The organism is Zhengella sp. (assembly GCF_041397485.1).
Classification (GTDB): Bacteria; Pseudomonadota; Alphaproteobacteria; order Rhizobiales; family Rhizobiaceae; genus Zhengella.
The window spans coordinates 26,340-42,816 of the sequence record NZ_JAWKWO010000007.1 but is presented as its reverse complement, the minus strand read 5'-3'; the positions used below and the strand labels follow the sequence as shown (position 1 = coordinate 42,816).

14 protein-coding genes, 1 tRNA gene and 1 pseudogene are annotated in these 16,477 nt (G+C 64.9%); 10 read left to right on the top strand and 6 right to left on the bottom strand.

What is annotated here, in order from left to right:
* Positions 1-23: 23 nt before the first annotated feature.
* The 3 genes from R3D65_RS18955 to R3D65_RS18945 are packed head-to-tail and all read right to left on the bottom strand — an operon-like array spanning position 24 to position 2,644.
* Positions 24-431 carry a hypothetical protein gene (locus tag R3D65_RS18955; protein WP_371276904.1) on the bottom strand — a complete coding sequence of 136 codons (408 nt, stop codon included), beginning with the start codon at positions 429-431 and terminating at the stop codon, positions 24-26.
* A gap of 33 nt (positions 432-464) precedes the next feature.
* Positions 465-1,451 (bottom strand): YVTN family beta-propeller repeat protein, encoded by a 987-nt coding sequence (locus tag R3D65_RS18950; RefSeq protein WP_371276903.1) that lies wholly within the window; start codon positions 1,449-1,451, stop codon positions 465-467.
* 5 nt (positions 1,452-1,456) lie between these two features.
* The gene (locus tag R3D65_RS18945; RefSeq protein ID WP_371276902.1) at positions 1,457-2,644 is read right to left on the bottom strand and encodes an ABC transporter substrate-binding protein; all 1,188 of its coding nucleotides are present in this window, start codon (positions 2,642-2,644) and stop codon (positions 1,457-1,459) included.
* Between the two features lie 217 nt (positions 2,645-2,861).
* Here R3D65_RS18945 and pedF point away from each other — a divergent pair, with 217 nt between their 5' ends.
* From pedF to R3D65_RS18920, 5 genes are all read left to right on the top strand, one after another.
* Positions 2,862-3,305: a cytochrome c-550 PedF gene (pedF, locus tag R3D65_RS18940; protein WP_371276901.1), complete on the top strand. Its 444-nt coding sequence runs from the start codon at positions 2,862-2,864 to the stop codon at positions 3,303-3,305.
* A gap of 40 nt (positions 3,306-3,345) precedes the next feature.
* Positions 3,346-4,215 carry a substrate-binding periplasmic protein gene (locus R3D65_RS18935; protein WP_371276900.1) on the top strand — a complete coding sequence of 290 codons (870 nt, stop codon included), beginning with the start codon at positions 3,346-3,348 and terminating at the stop codon, positions 4,213-4,215.
* Between the two features lie 66 nt (positions 4,216-4,281).
* Positions 4,282-5,085, top strand: a complete 804-nt coding sequence (locus tag R3D65_RS18930) for a quinoprotein dehydrogenase-associated SoxYZ-like carrier (protein ID WP_371276899.1) — start codon at positions 4,282-4,284, stop codon at positions 5,083-5,085.
* Positions 5,082-6,074: a quinoprotein relay system zinc metallohydrolase 1 gene (locus R3D65_RS18925; protein ID WP_371276898.1), complete on the top strand. Its 993-nt coding sequence runs from the start codon at positions 5,082-5,084 to the stop codon at positions 6,072-6,074. The genes R3D65_RS18930 and R3D65_RS18925 overlap by 4 nt, the downstream gene beginning before the upstream one ends.
* Before the next feature lie 220 nt (positions 6,075-6,294).
* On the top strand, positions 6,295-8,076 hold the full coding sequence (locus R3D65_RS18920; RefSeq protein ID WP_371276897.1) for a PQQ-dependent methanol/ethanol family dehydrogenase: 1,782 nt from the start codon (positions 6,295-6,297) through the stop codon (positions 8,074-8,076).
* Positions 8,077-8,130: 54 nt separating this feature from the next.
* On the opposite strand, the gene R3D65_RS18915 is transcribed toward R3D65_RS18920, so the two are convergent.
* Complete coding sequence (locus R3D65_RS18915; protein ID WP_371276896.1) at positions 8,131-8,976, bottom strand: alpha/beta fold hydrolase; 846 nt, start codon at positions 8,974-8,976, stop codon at positions 8,131-8,133.
* 321 nt (positions 8,977-9,297) lie between these two features.
* On the opposite strand from R3D65_RS18915, the gene R3D65_RS18910 reads away from it, so the two are divergent.
* From R3D65_RS18910 to R3D65_RS18895, 4 genes are all read left to right on the top strand, one after another.
* Positions 9,298-10,590, top strand: a complete 1,293-nt coding sequence (locus R3D65_RS18910) for an AAA family ATPase (RefSeq protein WP_371276895.1) — start codon at positions 9,298-9,300, stop codon at positions 10,588-10,590.
* Positions 10,591-10,684: 94 nt separating this feature from the next.
* Positions 10,685-11,914 carry an acyl-CoA dehydrogenase gene (locus tag R3D65_RS18905; protein WP_371276932.1) on the top strand — a complete coding sequence of 410 codons (1,230 nt, stop codon included), beginning with the start codon at positions 10,685-10,687 and terminating at the stop codon, positions 11,912-11,914.
* Between the two features lie 8 nt (positions 11,915-11,922).
* Positions 11,923-12,459, top strand: a complete 537-nt coding sequence (locus R3D65_RS18900) for a DUF2478 domain-containing protein (RefSeq protein ID WP_371276894.1) — start codon at positions 11,923-11,925, stop codon at positions 12,457-12,459.
* A gap of 39 nt (positions 12,460-12,498) precedes the next feature.
* Positions 12,499-13,959 (top strand): MFS transporter, encoded by a 1,461-nt coding sequence (locus R3D65_RS18895; protein WP_371276893.1) that lies wholly within the window; start codon positions 12,499-12,501, stop codon positions 13,957-13,959.
* On the opposite strand, the gene R3D65_RS18890 is transcribed toward R3D65_RS18895, so the two are convergent.
* Together R3D65_RS18890 and R3D65_RS18885 are read right to left on the bottom strand one after the other, a co-directional pair.
* Entirely contained in the window at positions 13,884-14,621 is a 738-nt protein-coding gene (locus tag R3D65_RS18890; RefSeq protein WP_371276892.1) for an RlmE family RNA methyltransferase, read from the bottom strand. The genes R3D65_RS18895 and R3D65_RS18890 overlap by 76 nt on opposite strands.
* Before the next feature lie 4 nt (positions 14,622-14,625).
* Positions 14,626-16,078: pseudogene (locus R3D65_RS18885) on the bottom strand (Ppx/GppA phosphatase family protein).
* Positions 16,079-16,331: 253 nt separating this feature from the next.
* Here R3D65_RS18885 and R3D65_RS18880 point away from each other — a divergent pair.
* A tRNA-Gln gene (locus R3D65_RS18880) sits at positions 16,332-16,405 on the top strand.
* Positions 16,406-16,477: the final 72 nt, after the last annotated feature.

Sequence of the window (16,477 nt, the reverse complement as noted above, 5' to 3'; positions counted from 1 at the left end):
GCCAGGATGCCTTGGCAAGGGCCTCATCCCTTCACGGTGATCGCCAGCGGTTCCGCGCCAGGCGCACGCAGCTCGAACTGGCCCGGCTTGATGCAGATGAAGCTGATTTCGGCTTCGCCCTCGTCGTCGAACTCGATGGAGTCTATGCCGCCCATCGGCCGCACCTCGATATCGTTGATGACGATCTCGTCGATCCAGCAATTGCGGAAGAAGGCGGGACCGCTGATGGCCATTTCGGCCGAACCGTCGGACGTGATGACAATTTCGTAGTATTTGCCGGCCTCGATCTCCAGCGGCTTTTCCGCCAGCGGCATGCCCGAGGACAGCGTGATGCCGGGCAGTTCCTCCGCCTTGCCGACAAGGCCGGACTGGGCAAGTGCCGGGCCGGCGAGAAATGCGGCCGCACAGGCCAGAATGATGGTGCGTTTCATGGTTTCCCCTCCCGGGTTTCGATGGACAGGCGGTTACTGCGGTATCTTGTCCTTCGGCAGGACGGCCGCGCCCCACGGGAAGCGCCCGACCTTGATCGTCTTTTCAGCCTTGAGGCTGGCGACATCGATGACGGTCACGTCGCCCGAGACGCCGTTGGTCGTGTAGAGCTTGTCTTCCTCCGGCGTCAGCGCCGTGTGCCAGACGCGCCGGCCGACGAGGATATAGTCGATCACCTCGTAGTTCTTCGTTCGGTCCACCACGGCGATATGGTTGGCCGGTCCGAGCGCGATGAAGGCATATTTGCCATCCTCGGTCAGTTCCATGCCCACCGGCTGGATGCGGTCCTTGGAAATGCCGGGAATGGCAAACGAGATCGTGTGCTTGATCTGCTTGCTTTCCGTGTCGATCACGGCCACCGTGCCGCCGATCTCCGAGGACACCCACAATTCGCTGTCGTCGATCGAGAATTCCGCGTCGCGCGGGCGCTGGTCGACCAGCGTGTTCTCCACCAGTTGCTGCGTTTCGGTGTCGATCCAGTGCGCCATGTTGGTGGTCTCGGACGTCACGATGGCCCACTTGCCGTTGTGGCTGACAGCCATGCCCTCCGGCTCCACGCCCACGTCGATCTGCGCCACCACGGTGCGGCTTTCCACGTCCACCACAGTCGCAATCGCATCGTCCTCGTTGGCGATATAGAGATGCTTGTTGTCCGGATGCAGGGCGAACTGTTCCGGGTCCGCGCCGGACGGCAGGTTGTGCAGGAGTGCACCGGTCGCCACGTCCCACACCTGCACCGCGTCATCGTCCGACGCGCAGACGAACAGCTTCGTGAAATCGCGCGAAAGGGTGATGCCGCGCGGCCGCTGGCCGACCTGGAATGTCTTGATGACCTCGTTGGTCTCCGTGTCGATCACCGACACCGTGTCGTCCTTTTCATTGCTGACATAGACCCAGTGAGCCAGCGCCGTGCTGGAGGTCAGGCAAAGAAGGGCCGCGGCCCCGGCAAGCGTGCGAAACATGGAACCTACTCCGTGAAGGCGTTGCATTGGCTCTCGGGCTGGTCGAGGCCGAGCGTGTCGAGTTCGGTACGCTGGTGCAGGAAACCCTCGATCGGCGCCAGCGCGACGACAGCCTGCGGGTGGACGAGCGGAATGGGCTGGCGCAACTGGCCGTTCCAGCCGCGATAGGTCATCTTGGCGCCCTTGAAGGCGCCCAGCGAGAAGTCCGCCGACAGCACATAGTCGCGGATCGTCTCAGCATCGGCCGATTTCGTGCGCGTCACGGCTTCGCCGATGGAGCGTACGCCGGCCCAGGCGGCATAGTCGACGCTCATCATGCCGCGCCCCGCCTGGTCCTCGAAGCGCGACTGAAGCTGCGCCGCGCCCCATTGCTCGACCACCCGGTCCCAGGCCACGGGCTGCATACCCGAAGAACCGGCCACCGGCCGCGGCAGCCATGTGTTGTACATGACATATTGCCCGAAATCGTGGTCCTCGTCGGCCACGACGACCGCATCATAGGAGCGGGCCTGGGTGAAGACCGGCACTTCCTGGGCGGCGTTGCGGCGCATGTCGGCATCGTCCAGCCAGGCCTTCTCGTGGTCGATGGACAGGCCGAACTTCTTCGCCGAGCGGCGCAGCGCCTCCGCGAAGGCCTTGTCGCCCGGCCGGTTGCCCTCGATCAGGAACAGCGAGCGCCATTGCCGCTTGGCCAGAAACTGCATCAGCGCGTCGGCCAGCATGGCGCGCGAGGGAAGGGTGTGCAGCATGTTGGCGGCGCAGGCACCTGACCGCAGGTCGTCATCCGGGCTGCCGGCATTGAAGATCAGGTCGTCGGCGGCCTCCGGCAGGGCGGCGATGGCCTGCAACGCGGCGCCAGGCACGTTGAGAACGGCCAGTTTCGCCCCGCCGGCAAGCGCGTCGCGCGCGGCGGCGACCGTGTCGCCGCCCGGCTCCACGATCACCTCGGTCAGCGTGAAGTCCTGCTTGAGGAACCTGCCGGTCGTGTTGTTGTCGGCAATGCCCAGCCGCGCGCCCTGAAGCCCTTCGTCTTCAGGCCACTTGACCAGGTTGGAGAGAACGGGCGCGCGCTCTGGCTGCTGCTGGACATAGACGATGTCGACGGCAAGCCGGTCCTGCTGGGAAAGGGCGGCGGCCGACGATGCAAGAAATCCTGCCGCGCCAAGCGCGAGCGCGGCGCATGTTCTGGCCATGTGTCTCCTCCCGGCCTGCCTGACGGTTCATTCTTGTGCATTGCAATCAGGTTTGGAAAGACTACCGGAGCCGTGTGCACGACCAATTGCCAAAAAGTACAAACCGCCCATGCCCGTTTCTGCACCAAAGGACAATGTTGGGCCGCAATGGCGGTTGATACATCTTGCCCGACACGGACAGGCCGTCCGCGAGGAGGTTCGGCCGGGAGGAGACGACATGAAGACCCAAACCATCATCCGCTGCGCACTCGCCGCGCTGCTGGCTTCCATTCCCGTCGGTGTGGTCTATGGCCATGGCGATGTGCAACCGCAGGCCGTCGACACGACCGGGCTGGACCCGGTGGGTGAGGAATGGCTGGAGGAAAACCCCTATCGCGAAAAGGGTGGCGAACAGTATGAGCGCGCCATCGAGATCGGCGCCTCGGGTTATAACCAGAACTGCGCCCGCTGCCACGGGCTGGAAGCCATTTCCGGCGGCATTGCCCCAGATATCCGTTTTCTTGATGAAGGCGCATTCGGCGACGAGTGGTTCATGGAGCGCATTCGCAAGGGCTACAGCCAGAACGGCGCCTACAAGATGCCGCCCTTTCAGGAGGTCCTGAGCCAGGAGGCGATGTGGGCCATACGCTCATACATCGAGACGCGGCCGCAGGACGACTGATCATGCAAACCCGCCCGCATGCGACGCGTGAGGCGGCGTCATGATCCGGATGAACCGCCGCTCCGTCCTTCTTTCCTCGCTGGGCGCCATGCTTGCCATGGCCCCGGCGCACCGCGTTCTGGCCCGGCCCTATGACGACGTTCTCAAGGCAGGGCGCATTGTCATCTTCGTCTATGCCGACAATCCGCCCTGGTCCTTCCGGAAGGATGGGAACATGGTTGGAATCGACGTCGATATCGCCCGTGAGATCGCCGAAGGGCTGGGCGTTGATCTGGAATTGCTGGTGCGCCAGGCCGACGAGAATGTGGATGATGACCTGCGCGTCAATGTCTGGAAAGGCGACATCGTCGGCCGCAAGGCCGCCGACATCATGCTGCACGTGCCCTATGACCGCGCACTGGAAATCCGGTCGGAATCGCTGGCCATCCTCTTCAACCCCTATTTCGGCGAGGAACATGCCGTGGTGTTCGACACCGCGCGCATTCCCGAGGTCACGACATTCGGCCGCTTCGTCACGAACCCGATCGGCGCGGAACTCGATTCCGCTTCCGACTTCTTCCTCTCCAATGCCTTTCGCGGCCAGTTGCAGGAATCGATTCGCCGGGGCCGCACGCTGGATGACGCCTTTGTGACTTTTCTGTCAGGCGAAGTACCGGCCTATATGGGGTCGCTGGCGCAGTGCGAATATCTGGCGCATCTGGCGGCCGGCAAGATCGCCACGGCCATCGCGCAGCCGCCCATGCCGGGCATCGTCCGCTCGAAATGGCCGGTTGGCATGGCCGTCAAGCAGGACAGCCGCGATCTGGGCTATGCGGTGGGTGACATCATCATGGCGCTCCAGCAGAATAGACGTCTGGAGGAAATCAGCCGCCGATACGGCGTGACCTACAAGCCGCCGGAACTGGAATAGGATCAGCAGGGCCGAAAACGCGCGGGGGATGCGGGGCAGGCAAGGATATCAAGCGGAGGAGCAGACATGGGCAATGTGCGGAAAACCATGCGGGCCCTGGCGGTCATGGCGATGCTGGCCGCGCCGGGCATGGCCGCGGCGCGCGATCTGCCACCCGACCCGCTCGGATCGGTGATGTGGGAAGACATGGCCGAACGCTTCCTGCCCGGTGGCGATATCGTCTTCGACCAGCGCGTGCGCGTCATGGTTCCTGCCTCGGCGGAAGACCAGTTTTTCGTCCCCGTCACCGTGGATGCCTCCGCGCTGCCCGGCGTGGCGGAAATCATCATCCTCGCCGACCTGAATCCCATTCCGCAGGTTCTGACCTATCGCCCGGCCGATGCCGAAGCGTTCATCGCCTTCCGCCTGAAGGTTGAGCAGGCCACCGCCATCCGCGCGGCCGCGCGCACCGCCGATGGCGTCTGGCATGTCGGCGGCGCCACGATCGATGCGGCCGGCGGCGGCTGCAGCGCCCCCGCCATGGCCCATGGCCAGCCCAACTGGATGGCAACGCTTGGCGAGACCCGCGCGAGGGTCTGGCGCGAAGCGCCGGGCGTGGCGCGCATGACGGTGCGCATGCGCCATCCCATGGATACGGGCCTTGCCGACGGCATCCCGGCCTTCTTCCTGTCCGGGCTTGACGTCAACGGCGCTGATGGGCGGACCCTTGCCGCCATCGAGATTCACGAACCGGTTTCGGAAAACCCGACCTTCACGCTCAAGCCGCGTGTCGATCCCTCCACCCGGCAACTTGATATTCGCGCCCGTGACAGCGAGGCCAACAATTTCGCCTATTCGCTGCCGGTTCCTCCGGCGGAGGTGGCCAATTGACCCCAGTTTCGTCCCGTCCCCGGCTCAACTACAACCGCCGCCAGGCCCTTGGCCTCGGCCTTGCCGGCTGCGCCTGCCTGGTCTGTGGCGGGGCCAGCGCCGCGACCCTCGACTACGGCCTGAAGGCCGAGGAGATCGCGCCCGGAACGTTCGGTGTGTTTGGCGAGCGGGAGCATTTCACGTTTGCCAATGGCGGCAACATCGTCAACACGGCCTTCATCGCCGTGCCGGATGGAGTGGTCGTGATCGATACCGGCCCCTCGAAACGCTATGGCGAACAGTTGAAAGGCCTGATCGAACACACGCTGCCCGGCAAGCCCGTCCTGCGCGTCTACAACACGCATCACCACCCTGACCATTTTCTCGGCAATCAGGCCTTCGAACGCACCACCATCGCGGCGCCGCAAAAGGTCATCGACAATATCGAGGCTGAAGGCGCCGGCTTTGCCGACAACATGTACCGCCTTGTCGGGGACTGGATGCGCGGCACGGCGCCGGTCTCTCCGGGCCTTGCCCTTGACACGGAGGGCGAGGATGTCGGCGGCCGCCATTTCAGCTTCTTCCGTCTGTCCGGTCACACCAGCGCCGATTTCGCCCTGCGCGACGACGAGACCGGCCTTCTCTTCTCCGGCGATCTGGCATTTCTCGATCGCGCCCCCACCACGCCGCATGCCGATCTGGCGCAATGGCGCGACGCCCTCAACACCCTGCAGGCCGCCGACATCGACACCGTCGTACCCGGCCACGGGCCGGCCGATCCGGCGGGGCGGTCCTTCATCCAGACGCGCGACTGGCTGGACTGGCTGGACGGCACGTTGCGCGAGGCGATGGCGCGTGGCCTGACGCAGAACGAGGCCATGATCCTGCCTCTGCCGGCCCGATTTGCTGCGCTTGGCGTTGCCCGCGGGGAATACCAGCGCTCCGTCATCCATCTCTGGCAGCGTCTGGAAGAGGAATTGCTGCCGGCAATAGCGGTTGACCGAAAGTAGGAAGTGAACCCGGCAAGTCGATCAGCGCAAGCTTCAAGATATTGAAAAGTAAGAAGGAAAAATATCCCGGCCTTGGCGGAAAGCATCGTTTGCAGGTCGGTGTGTACTTTTTGGCAATAAGCAGCCGGAGCGTGCCTCGATTATCCTTCATGGGCCTTCCAAGGGAGCGGAGGGCATCAGGTTCCTGCCTTGGTTCGGCCAGGCAAACGGGAGGTTACAGATGAAACTCAGATCCATGCTGCTCGCGACCGCGAGTGCCGCCCTGCTTTCAGCCACCGCGCTCACCGGCGCACAGGCGGAAGGCGTGACCATTGACGATATCGTGAAGGACCAGTCCACGGCAGCCGATGTCGTATCCTATGGCCTCGGGCCGCGCGGCCAGCGCTTCAGTCCGCTCGAAACCCTGAACAAGGACAACGTGAAGAACCTGACGCCCGCCTGGGCCTTCTCCTTCGGCGGGGAAAAGCAGCGCGGTCAGGAAAGTCAGCCGCTCATCAAGGACGGCATCATGTATGTCACCGGCTCCTACAGCCGGATCTGGGCGGTCGATACCAAGACCGGCGAGGAAATCTGGCAGTATGATGCACGCCTGCCCGAAGGCATCCTGCCCTGCTGCGACGTGATCAACCGCGGTGCCGCCATCCTCGGCGACAAGGTCTATTTCGTCACGCTGGACGCCAAGATCGTCGCCCTCGATGCCAAGACCGGCAAGCCGCTCTGGCGCAAGGAAATCGGCGATTACGAGGCCGGCTATTCCGCCACCGCCGCGCCGCTGATCGTCCCCTCCGAAGCCCATGGTCCGCTGATCGTGACCGGCAATTCGGGTGGCGAGTTCGGCATCGTCGGCGAGGTCCAGGCGCGCAACCCGGAAACCGGGGAACTGGTCTGGTCCCGCCCTGTGATCGAAGGTCACATGGGCACGTTGAACGGTCAGGAATCCACCATGACCGGCACGAAGAACGAATCCTGGCCGGGCGACATGTGGAAAAACGGTGGCGGCGCCACCTGGCTCGGCGGCACCTATGACCCGGATACCAAGCTGATCTTTTTCGGCACCGGCAACCCGGCGCCGTGGAACTCGCACCTGCGTCCCGGCGACAACAAGTGGACCTCGTCGCGCATCGCGCTCGACCCGGAAACCGGCGAGATCAAGTGGGGCTTCCAGACCACTCCGCATGACGGCTGGGACTTTGACGGCGTCAACGAGTTCGTCTCCTTCGACATGGAGAAGGATGGCCAGACCGTGAAAGCCGGCGCCACGGCTGACCGCAACGGCTTCTTCTACGTGCTGGATCGCACCAACGGCAAGTTTATCTCCGCCGTGCCCTTCGTGAAGAACATCACCTGGGCCAAGGGCATCGACGAGAACGGCCGGCCGATCTACGATCCGGAGAACCGTCCGGGCAATCCGGCCGAAGCGGCCGACGGCAAGAAGGGCAAGTCGATCTTCGCCGTACCGTCCTTCCTGGGCGGAAAGAACTGGATGCCGATCGCCTTCTCGCAGAAGACCTCGATGTTCTACATCCCGTCCAACGAGTGGGGCATGGATATCTGGAACGAGCCGGTCACCTACAAGAAGGGCGCGGCCTATCTGGGCGCCGGCTTCACCATCAAGCCGATCTTCGATGACCATATCGGTTCGCTCAAGGCGGTCGATCCGGCCACCGGCGAGATCAAGTGGGAATACAAGAACAAGGCACCGCTCTGGGGTGGCGTGCTGACCACCGCCGGCGGCCTCGTCTTCACCGGCACGCCGGAAGGCTATCTGATGGCCTTTGACGATGAGACCGGCGAAGTGCTGTGGAAGTTCAACACGGGCACCGGCATTGTCGGCTCTCCGGTCACCTGGGAGCAGGATGGCGAGCAGTGGGTCGCGATTGTCGCCGGCTGGGGTGGCGCTGTTCCGCTCTGGGGCGGTGAAGTGGCGAAGGTCGTCAGCCACCTCAATCAGGGTGGCACTGTCTGGGCGTTCAAGCTTCCCAAGCAAATGGCCGCGAACTGATCGCGCCTGACCGCTGATTGAAGGAACCCGCCGGAAGCGATTCCGGCGGGTTTCTCATGTGCCGCGAAGCGATGACGACAGGACCTGGAAGGTCGACGGCTCGCGCTCGAGCCGTTCCAGCCTTTGCAGGAAGCCGGTGATGGCGGGTAGCACCACGTCCGGTTTTTCCGCATGGGGCGCATGGCCGCAATCCGGCACCGCAAGGATTTCGCAAGGGCTGTAGCTGCGCTCCTCCAGCGCCTCCATGTGCGCCATGGTGCCATAGCGGTCGTCGCGTCCCTGGATGCCCAGCACCGGCACACGCACTTCGTCGATGGCGTATTCGATGTTCCATTCGCGGAATTCCGGCGTCAGCCAGCCGCTGTTCCAGCCGTTGAAGGCGTCGTCGACATGATCGTGATAGCGGGCCAGCTTCTCGCGAAGGCCGCCCGCGTCATAGGCTGCGCGCGCCTCCTGGATGGCCGCCAGGCCGAAATCCTCTGTGAAGAAATGCGGTGCGATGAGAACCAGTCCCCGCACCCGGTGGTCCTGCACATTGCCCAGATAGAGGGCGGCAATGGAGCCACCATCCGAATGTCCCAGAAGGATGCCGCGCCGGAACCCGATGGCGTCCAGCACATGCGGCAGCACATCCACCGCCTCGTCGCGCATGTAGTCGACGCTCCAGGGCGCGGGATAGGAGGATGACCGGCCATAGCCGCGCCGGTCATAGGCAAAGACGCCGAAACCGGTGGCCGCCTGGAGCTTCTCCGGAAAATCGCGCCACAGGTCCACCGAGCCCAGCCCCTCATGCAGAAGAACGATGGTCGGCGCTTCATCCGGCGGCGGTCCCCAGCAGCGCCCGTTCAAGCGCGCGCCCGCGACATTCAGTGTCACTGTCTCGCCCGGTTGCCATTCCATGCCAGTCTCCCTCCTGTGATTTCATGCAAGATAGTACAATGATCTTCCTCGATCCATGCTGAACGGGCAAGCCTGATCCGTGAAGTCGACAGAAAACATCAGGAACAGACCTGTATCCATGCGAAATATTGCAGCACCTGCGATACGCAAGCCAGCCGCAGTCTCCGCAGCGGCTCGCCGCATCATGCCCGCCCGGCCTGGCGGAACCCGGACCCGCCAGTGGGCAGGACAGGGCATGTCATGGGAATCGGATCGACATGGGCCGTTTACCCGAAAAGCATCACGCACTAATTAAGGGTGTTCAGGGGGGATCGCGTTCTTATGACAGATGACGATGCAATCGTGCCGGGCGGACTGGGGCAGGCGCAGGAAACGATGGTCGCCGCGCGCTTCGATGGCGCGGCCATGCTCACCGGCCCGTCCGGGTCCGGCAAATCGGTGGCGTTGCTGCGCCGTGCGGTTCGCCTGCTGGACGAGGACCCGTCGGCGCGGGTTGCCCTCGCCACGATGACAGGGCGCCATGCGCGCAGACTCGAAGGCGCATTTGCGCAACTCGCCGCCGGCCGGCCTGGCTTTGCCTCGCGCATGACCATCGGGTCCTGGCAGGAACTGGCCGAGGAACTGCACGGCTATGTTGGCGGCCGTGTGCCGGTCATGGCGCCACCGGATCTGATACGCGACCAGGCGGCTTCGGCTCTGCTGGATGGCGGCCATGCCTTTGAGCTGGACCGTATGATGGCGGAATGGGACCAGGTGGTGGATGCCTGGATGATCACCGCTGAAGGCGGCTATCTTTCCGCGCCGAACCCCGATGGCATGCCGCCGCTGTCCGTATCCGAACGCATCGCGCTCTGGCCCTATATCCGGCGGGTGCGCCATGTTCTGGATGCCCGCATGCAGATGTCGCCCGGCGAACTCTTCTCCCGCATGGCCGATTACTATCGCGACAAGGCCGACAAGCCCTTCGATCATGTGCTTGTGGACGAGGCGCAGGATCTTTCTTTCATCGAAGCCTGTTTTTTCGCCGCCCTGGCGCCGGACAGGCCGGACGGTCTGCTGCTCGCCGCGGAAGAAAGCATGCGAACGGTCCGGCCCTGGATCGGCTGGGAGGAAGCCGGGATCGACCTCGGCGGCCGGCTGGAGCGGCTGGAGGACGCCAGCCGCATGCCCGAAACCGTTCGCGCCTTCTGTGGCGCGCTGCTGGCCGGGCGTGCGTCGCGCCAATGGCAGGGCCGCGACGGGCCGCTGGCATTTGCCGCCGGTGAAGCCATTCCCGGCAGCCTTGTTTCCTTTGCCGCCGCCCGCGACGGGCTGGAAGGGCGCACCTCGGCCATCGTCTGGCTCACCCCCGAGGGCCGCACCTGTGCCCATGAGGCCGTTACATTGGCGGGCATCGACGTGGTCGGCGAACCCGCCAAGGGCCGTGTCGCCGTGCTGGGCGTCAATGATGCCAAGGGGCTTGGCTTCGACGCGGTGGCCGTGACCGGTTTTCACCGGAGCCTTCTGGACAGCGAGGAGGGGCCGGCGGATGCCCGGGCCGCATTGGCCCGCCGGCGGGCCCATCTTGCCTGCTCGCGAACAAGGGATACATTGCTCGTATGCCTTCAGGGCTGAGCAGCATGGCTTGCGCTTTTTGGCCCGCCATGGTCCTTACTGCCCTCGAAAAGAAGAACAGACTGAAACGGAAGCGCCAATGACCGACGCCGTGATGACAACCGCCACCGAAAAGCCCGCCCTCAAGCCGAAGGACAAGCCCGATCTCGGCGCTTTCGCGTGGGAAGACCCCTTCCTGCTCGATGGTCAGCTCGACGAGGACGAGCGGATGATCCGCCAGTCGGCCTTTGATTTCGCCCAGGACCGGCTGGCCAGCCGCGTGGAGGATTTCTACCTCAATGAAAAGGCCGACCCAGCCATTTTCGCCGAGATGGGCGAAGCCGGCCTGCTGGGTGTCACGGTGCCGGAAGCCTATGGCGGCCTTGGTGCGGGCTACGTCACCTATGGCCTCGTCGCCCGCGAAGTCGAGCGTGTTGATTCCGGCTTTCGCTCGATGATGAGCGTTCAGTCGTCACTCGTCATGTATCCGATCCATGCCTATGGCTCGGAGGAGCAGCGCCGGAAATACCTGCCGAAACTGGCCAGCGGTGAATGGGTCGGATGCTTCGGCCTGACAGAGCCGGACGCCGGCTCCGATCCTGGCGGCATGAAGACCCGTGCGGTCAGGACCGACGGCGGCTATGTGCTCAACGGGTCCAAGATGTGGATCTCCAACAGCCCGATCGCCGATGTCTTCGTCGTCTGGGCCAAATCCGAGGCCCACGGTGGCAAGATCCGCGGCTTCGTGCTGGAAAAGGGCATGAAAGGCCTGTCGGCGCCCAAGATCGGGGGCAAGCTGTCCTTGCGCGCGTCCGTCACCGGCGAGATCGTGCTCGATAATGTGGAAGTCGGCGAGGAAGCCTTGCTGCCCCATGTCGAGGGCCTGAAGGGGCCCTTCGGCTGCCTGAATCGCGCCCGCTACGGCATTGCCTGGGGCGTGATGGGCGCGGCGGAGGACTGCTGGCTTCAGGCCCGTCAATACGGCCTCGACCGCAAGCAGTTCGGCAAGCCGCTGGCCGGAACGCAGCTTTTCCAGAAGAAGCTCGCCGACATGCAGACGGAAATCGCGCTCGGCCTGCAGGCCGCCCTGCGGGTGGGACGGCTGATGGACGAGGCGGCTGCCGCGCCCGAGATGATTTCCATCATCAAGCGCAACAATTGCGGCAAGGCGCTGGATATCGCGCGCCTGGCGCGTGACATGCATGGCGGCAACGGCATCCAGGTCGGCTACAAGGTCATGCGCCATGCAGCCAATCTCGAAACGGTCAACACCTACGAGGGGACGCATGATGTTCACGCGCTCATCCTCGGGCGTGCGCAGACCGGCATTCAGGCCTTCTTCTGAGGCACGCCATGCAGGAGGCGGTGGACACGATGGACGAGACAGGCTTTCCCGTTGCGGCCATCGTGGCGCCCAGGGGCGTGGACCCTGACACGCTCCTGACCGGCCTGGCCGCGCAATTGGCTGGCCGCGGCCTTGCCGTCATCGGCCACGTGCAGGCCGCGGACCAAGGCGATGCGATGGTTCTGGTCGATGTCGCATGCGGCGCCGCCACCGGCATTTCGCAGGATCTCGGGACTGCCGCCAGGGGCTGCCGGCTTGATTCCGCCGCGCTGGCCGGCGCTGTCGGCCCGCTTCTGGTGGCGATGGAAGCCCGCCCCGATCTCGTCATCGTCAACCGCTTCGGCAAGGACGAAGCGGAAGGGCGCGGCTTCCGCGCCGTCTTCGAAAAGGCCTGCGAACTGGACATCCCGGTCCTGACCGTCGTGCGCGAGGCCTATCTGCCCGACTGGCGGGCCATGACCGGCTCGGCGCGAAACGAACTGCCGGCCGAGGCCGCGCAGCTTGAAAACTGGCTCGCTGCCCGCCTGTCGCGTCCGGCAGCCTGACCGCCGCCTGCCGGCGGTTTCTGAAAGGAAAACAGTTCCGTGAACCGAATGCTGCCCATGATCCTGGCGGTCGCGCTGTTCATGGAGAACATGGATTCCACCGTCATCGCCACCGCCTTGCCGGTGATCGCCGCCGATCTGGGCACCAGTCCGGTAGCCCTGAAACTGGCGCTGACGGCCTATCTGGTCTCGCTGGCCATCTTCATTCCGGTCAGTGCCTTCATGGCAGACCGCTTCGGCGCGCGCCGCGTCTTCCGCATGGCCATCGCTGTCTTCATGCTGGGGTCGCTGGCCTGCGCCATTGCCGGGTCGCTGGGCGCCTTCGTGGCTGCCCGTTTCCTGCAGGGCATGGGCGGGGCGATGATGACGCCGATTGCCCGCCTGATCCTCGTACGCGCGACACGCAAGGAGGATCTCGTCAATGCCATGGCCTGGCTGACGATTCCCGCCCTGTTCGGTCCCTTTGCCGGTCCGCCGCTTGGCGGTTTCATCACCACCTGGTTTTCCTGGCACTGGATCTTTCTCATCAACATCCCGATCGGCCTTGCCGGAATTGTGCTGGCCGGCCGATACCTGCCGGAAACCGACAGGCACGACGCCGGCCGGATTGACTGGAAGGGTTTCCTTCTGGCCGGCGTGGCCGCCTCCGGTGTCGTCTTCGGCCTGTCTGTCATTTCACTGCCGGCCCTGCCCCCCGTGGTCGGGATGGCAGCGCTTGCCGCGGGCATCCTCTCCGGTGTGCTCTATGTGCGCCACGCCCGGCGCAGCCCGGCGCCGCTGCTTGACCTGACCCTGTTTCGCGAACCGGCCTTCCGCGCCACGATCACCGGCCTTCTGCTGTTTCGCATCGGGTCGGGCGCAACGCCCTTCCTGCTGCCGCTGCTGTTCCAGTTGTCCTTCGGCATGAGCGCCTTCCAGTCCGGCATGGTCACCTTTGCAGGCGCGGGCGGCGCACTGGTCATGAAATTCGCCGCCGCGCCCATCCTGCGCGCGCTCGGCTTCCGCACGACCATTGTCCTCGCCATCCTGGCTTCGGCCGCCATCATTGCCGCCAGCGCGCTCTTCACGCAGGGCACGCCGTGGCTTGTCCTTGTCAGTGTCCTGCTTGCCGGCGGCCTGGCGCGGTCGCTCTTCTTCACCTCCGCCTCGGCGCTCACCTTTTCCGGCCTCAAACCGGAACAGGCCGCCCAGGCCACCGCCATGTCCTCGGTCAATCAGCAGGTCGCCATTGCGCTCGGTGTGGCGCTGGCCGGCCTGGTCCTCGAAGCAACCGGCTCGATCACCGGCAACGGTTTCGATTCGACCGCCTTTGCCGCGGCATTCATCCTTGTCGGACTGGTGGCGGCCAGCGCCGTACTGCCTTTCCTGCGACTGCCCGGCGAAACCGGCGCGGACATGAGCGGCCACCGCCGCCACACCGCGATTCAGGCCGCGTCCGTGCCGTCCGCCTCGTCGCCATCCCCGATGACCCGGCCCTTGAAATCGCGCGCCAGCAGGTAGAGTTCCACGCTTTCGGCACGGCTGGCCGCCGGCTTGACGTGGTGGACGGAACGGAAATTCCTTTTCAGCATGTCGAGAAGCTGGTTTTCGGTTCCGCCCTGGAAGGTCTTGGCCAGGAAGTGCCCGCCCGGCCGCAGCACCCGGATGGCGAAATCAGCGGCCACCTCGCACAGGTGCTGGGTGCGGATGTGGTCTGTCTTGCGGTGGCCGGTGGTGGGCGCGGCCATGTCCGAAATCACCAGATCGGGCGCGCCGCCCAGCGTCTCCATCAGCAGGGCAGGGGCGTCGTCGTCCAGGAAGTCCTTTTGCAGGATGATCGCGCCCGGCACCGGGTCCATTTCCAGATAGTCGATACCCACGACGCTGGGCTGCGCCTCGTCCGAGCCGACGATCTTGCCCGCCACCTGGCACCAGCCGCCCGGCGCCGCGCCGAGATCGATCACCTTCTGCCCCGGCTTGAGCAGGTGATAGCGTTCGTCGATCTCCAGCAGCTTGAAGGCGGCGCGCGAACGGTACCCCTCCTGCCGTGCCTTGTGCACGTAGGGGTCGTTGAGCTGGCGCTCGATCCAGCGCCGCGACGAGTTTTTCAGGCCGCGCTTCTTCTTCACCCGTGTCTTGAGCATGCGCGGCTGGTTGCCGCTGCCCTTTGTTGTTTTCGCCATCGTGTCAGGTGCCTCCAGGGCGGGGGCGGTTGCGCCGCCGCCAGACGCCGTCGCGCGCCATCAGTTCGGTCAGTATGCCTTCGCGCAGGCCCCGGTCCGCCACCCGCAGGCGCTCCGACGGCCATGCCCGGCGAATCGCTTCCAGGATCGCGCAGCCGGCCAGCACAAGGTCGGCGCGGTCGGCGCCGATGCACGGATTTGCCATGCGGGTGGCGAAATCCCAGCCGAGCAGGCGCTCTGTCATCGCGCTGACATCGCCCGAATTGAGCCAGATGCCGTCGATCCGCCGCCGGTCATAGCGCTCTAGTTCCAGGAACACGCCGGCCAGCGTCGTCACCGTGCCCGAAGTGCCGAGCAGGTGGAAGCGCGTATCGCCCGACAGATGCGCCAGCCGGTCGCGCCCGTCGAACGATGCGATCATGGCCGACACGTCGCTGACCATGGCTTCGAAAATGTCGCGCGTCACATCCTTCCCGCCAAAGCGTTCTGCAAGCGAGACCACCCCGACGGGCAGCGAGGTCCAGGACACGATATGATGGGCCAGGTGCGGCGAACGCCGGCCGGGAATGTCGATCAGCGCGATTTCGGACGAGCCGCCGCCGATGTCGAAAAGCACGGCGCCCGGCGTGTTGCGCTCCACCAGCGTCCCGCAGCCGGAAACGGCCAGCCGCGCCTCCGTCTCGCGATTGACGATTTCGAGCTTCAGCCCGGTTTCCCGGCGCACCCGCTCGATGAATTCAGCCCCGTTCGCGGCCGCGCGGCACGCCTCCGTGGCGATCAGCCTGGCCCTCCTGACCCGGCGCGCCTTGAGCTTTGCCGCACAGACCTGCAAGGCCTCCACGGCCCGGTCCATGGCGGCCTCGGACAGGCGGCCCGACGCCGACAGGCCTTCGCCAAGGCGGACGATGCGCGAGAAGGCGTCCACGACGCGGAACTGGCCGGGCCGGGTGGGCGATGCGCATCAGCAGACGGCAATTGTTGGTGCCCAGATCGAGCGCTGCATGGGCGGGTGAGTCGCCGGGATTGCCGCGCAGCGTTGCCGGCATGTCATGCGCATGGCGCTGTCCGTTGGCAGTGCGCGCGGCCGTATGCGCCTGATGATGGGCTTCCGCCCGGCGCGGCCGTAATGGCGGCTCGCTTGGCTCCGGGGGCTGCGTGTTGCTTTCGGAGGGGCCTGCGGCCTTTTCGCTGACGGCGCCAGCGCGGGATTCGCTGCCCCGCACGAAAGGCTTGCGCCGGCCACGGCGGCGCTTGCGCTTGCGTTTGGGCATGTCTCCGTCTGCCGCCGCAGTGGCGGGATTCCGGGCGTCGGGTTGTTGCGCAGCGGCCTTTCGCTTGCGCGGCCTGCGGCGGCGTTTCTTGCCGTCGCACGGGGAATCCGGGCGGTGCTTCTGGCCGCCATTCTCCCCGGACGCCCCATTGCTGGCCGGATTCCGGCCGTCTTCGGGGTCTTTCACGGGTCTTGTCCTTGTCGCGCCGCGCGATACAGCCCCTGGATCGGGCGTCGCAGCAGACGCTTTTCGTTACATGTTGGAAACACGTTACCAGCCCTTCGCCGGTTCACAAAGGAAATTCCTTCGCCGGGCTGCGAAAGCGCCGGCACAAATTGACGGACTTGTTTGCCGGGGGAGGGTTGACTATTTGTCAGCCATGGGTAAAACGACGCCCATCCGGATCGCAGTCACCGCCTGCGGCATGCCGGAACGGCTTTGGGGAATAGGTTAACGGTAGACCCGCGGACTCTGACTCCGTTAGTCCTGGTTCGAATCCAGGTTCCCCAGCCACCAAGTCTAAGCTATTGATATTGCTCTTCTTTCTCATGAAATAGCGGCGAGAAATCAAAGGCATGTGGCCTT

Bases quoted from the DNA above. Each gene is read 5' to 3' on its own strand.
- R3D65_RS18915 (WP_371276896.1), bottom strand. From the start codon at position 8,976: ATGGAATGGCAACCGGGCGAGACAGTGACACTGAATGTCGCGGGCGCG.
- R3D65_RS18955 (WP_371276904.1), bottom strand. From the start codon at position 431: ATGAAACGCACCATCATTCTGGCCTGTGCGGCCGCATTTCTCGCCGGC.
- R3D65_RS18900 (WP_371276894.1), top strand. From the start codon at position 11,923: ATGCAGGAGGCGGTGGACACGATGGACGAGACAGGCTTTCCCGTTGCG.
- R3D65_RS18890 (WP_371276892.1), bottom strand. From the start codon at position 14,621: ATGGCGAAAACAACAAAGGGCAGCGGCAACCAGCCGCGCATGCTCAAG.
- R3D65_RS18935 (WP_371276900.1), top strand. From the start codon at position 3,346: ATGATCCGGATGAACCGCCGCTCCGTCCTTCTTTCCTCGCTGGGCGCC.
- R3D65_RS18905 (WP_371276932.1), top strand. From the start codon at position 10,685: ATGACAACCGCCACCGAAAAGCCCGCCCTCAAGCCGAAGGACAAGCCC.
- pedF (WP_371276901.1), top strand. From the start codon at position 2,862: ATGAAGACCCAAACCATCATCCGCTGCGCACTCGCCGCGCTGCTGGCT.
- R3D65_RS18945 (WP_371276902.1), bottom strand. From the start codon at position 2,644: ATGGCCAGAACATGCGCCGCGCTCGCGCTTGGCGCGGCAGGATTTCTT.
- R3D65_RS18920 (WP_371276897.1), top strand. From the start codon at position 6,295: ATGAAACTCAGATCCATGCTGCTCGCGACCGCGAGTGCCGCCCTGCTT.
- R3D65_RS18930 (WP_371276899.1), top strand. From the start codon at position 4,282: ATGGGCAATGTGCGGAAAACCATGCGGGCCCTGGCGGTCATGGCGATG.
- R3D65_RS18950 (WP_371276903.1), bottom strand. From the start codon at position 1,451: ATGTTTCGCACGCTTGCCGGGGCCGCGGCCCTTCTTTGCCTGACCTCC.
- R3D65_RS18910 (WP_371276895.1), top strand. From the start codon at position 9,298: ATGACAGATGACGATGCAATCGTGCCGGGCGGACTGGGGCAGGCGCAG.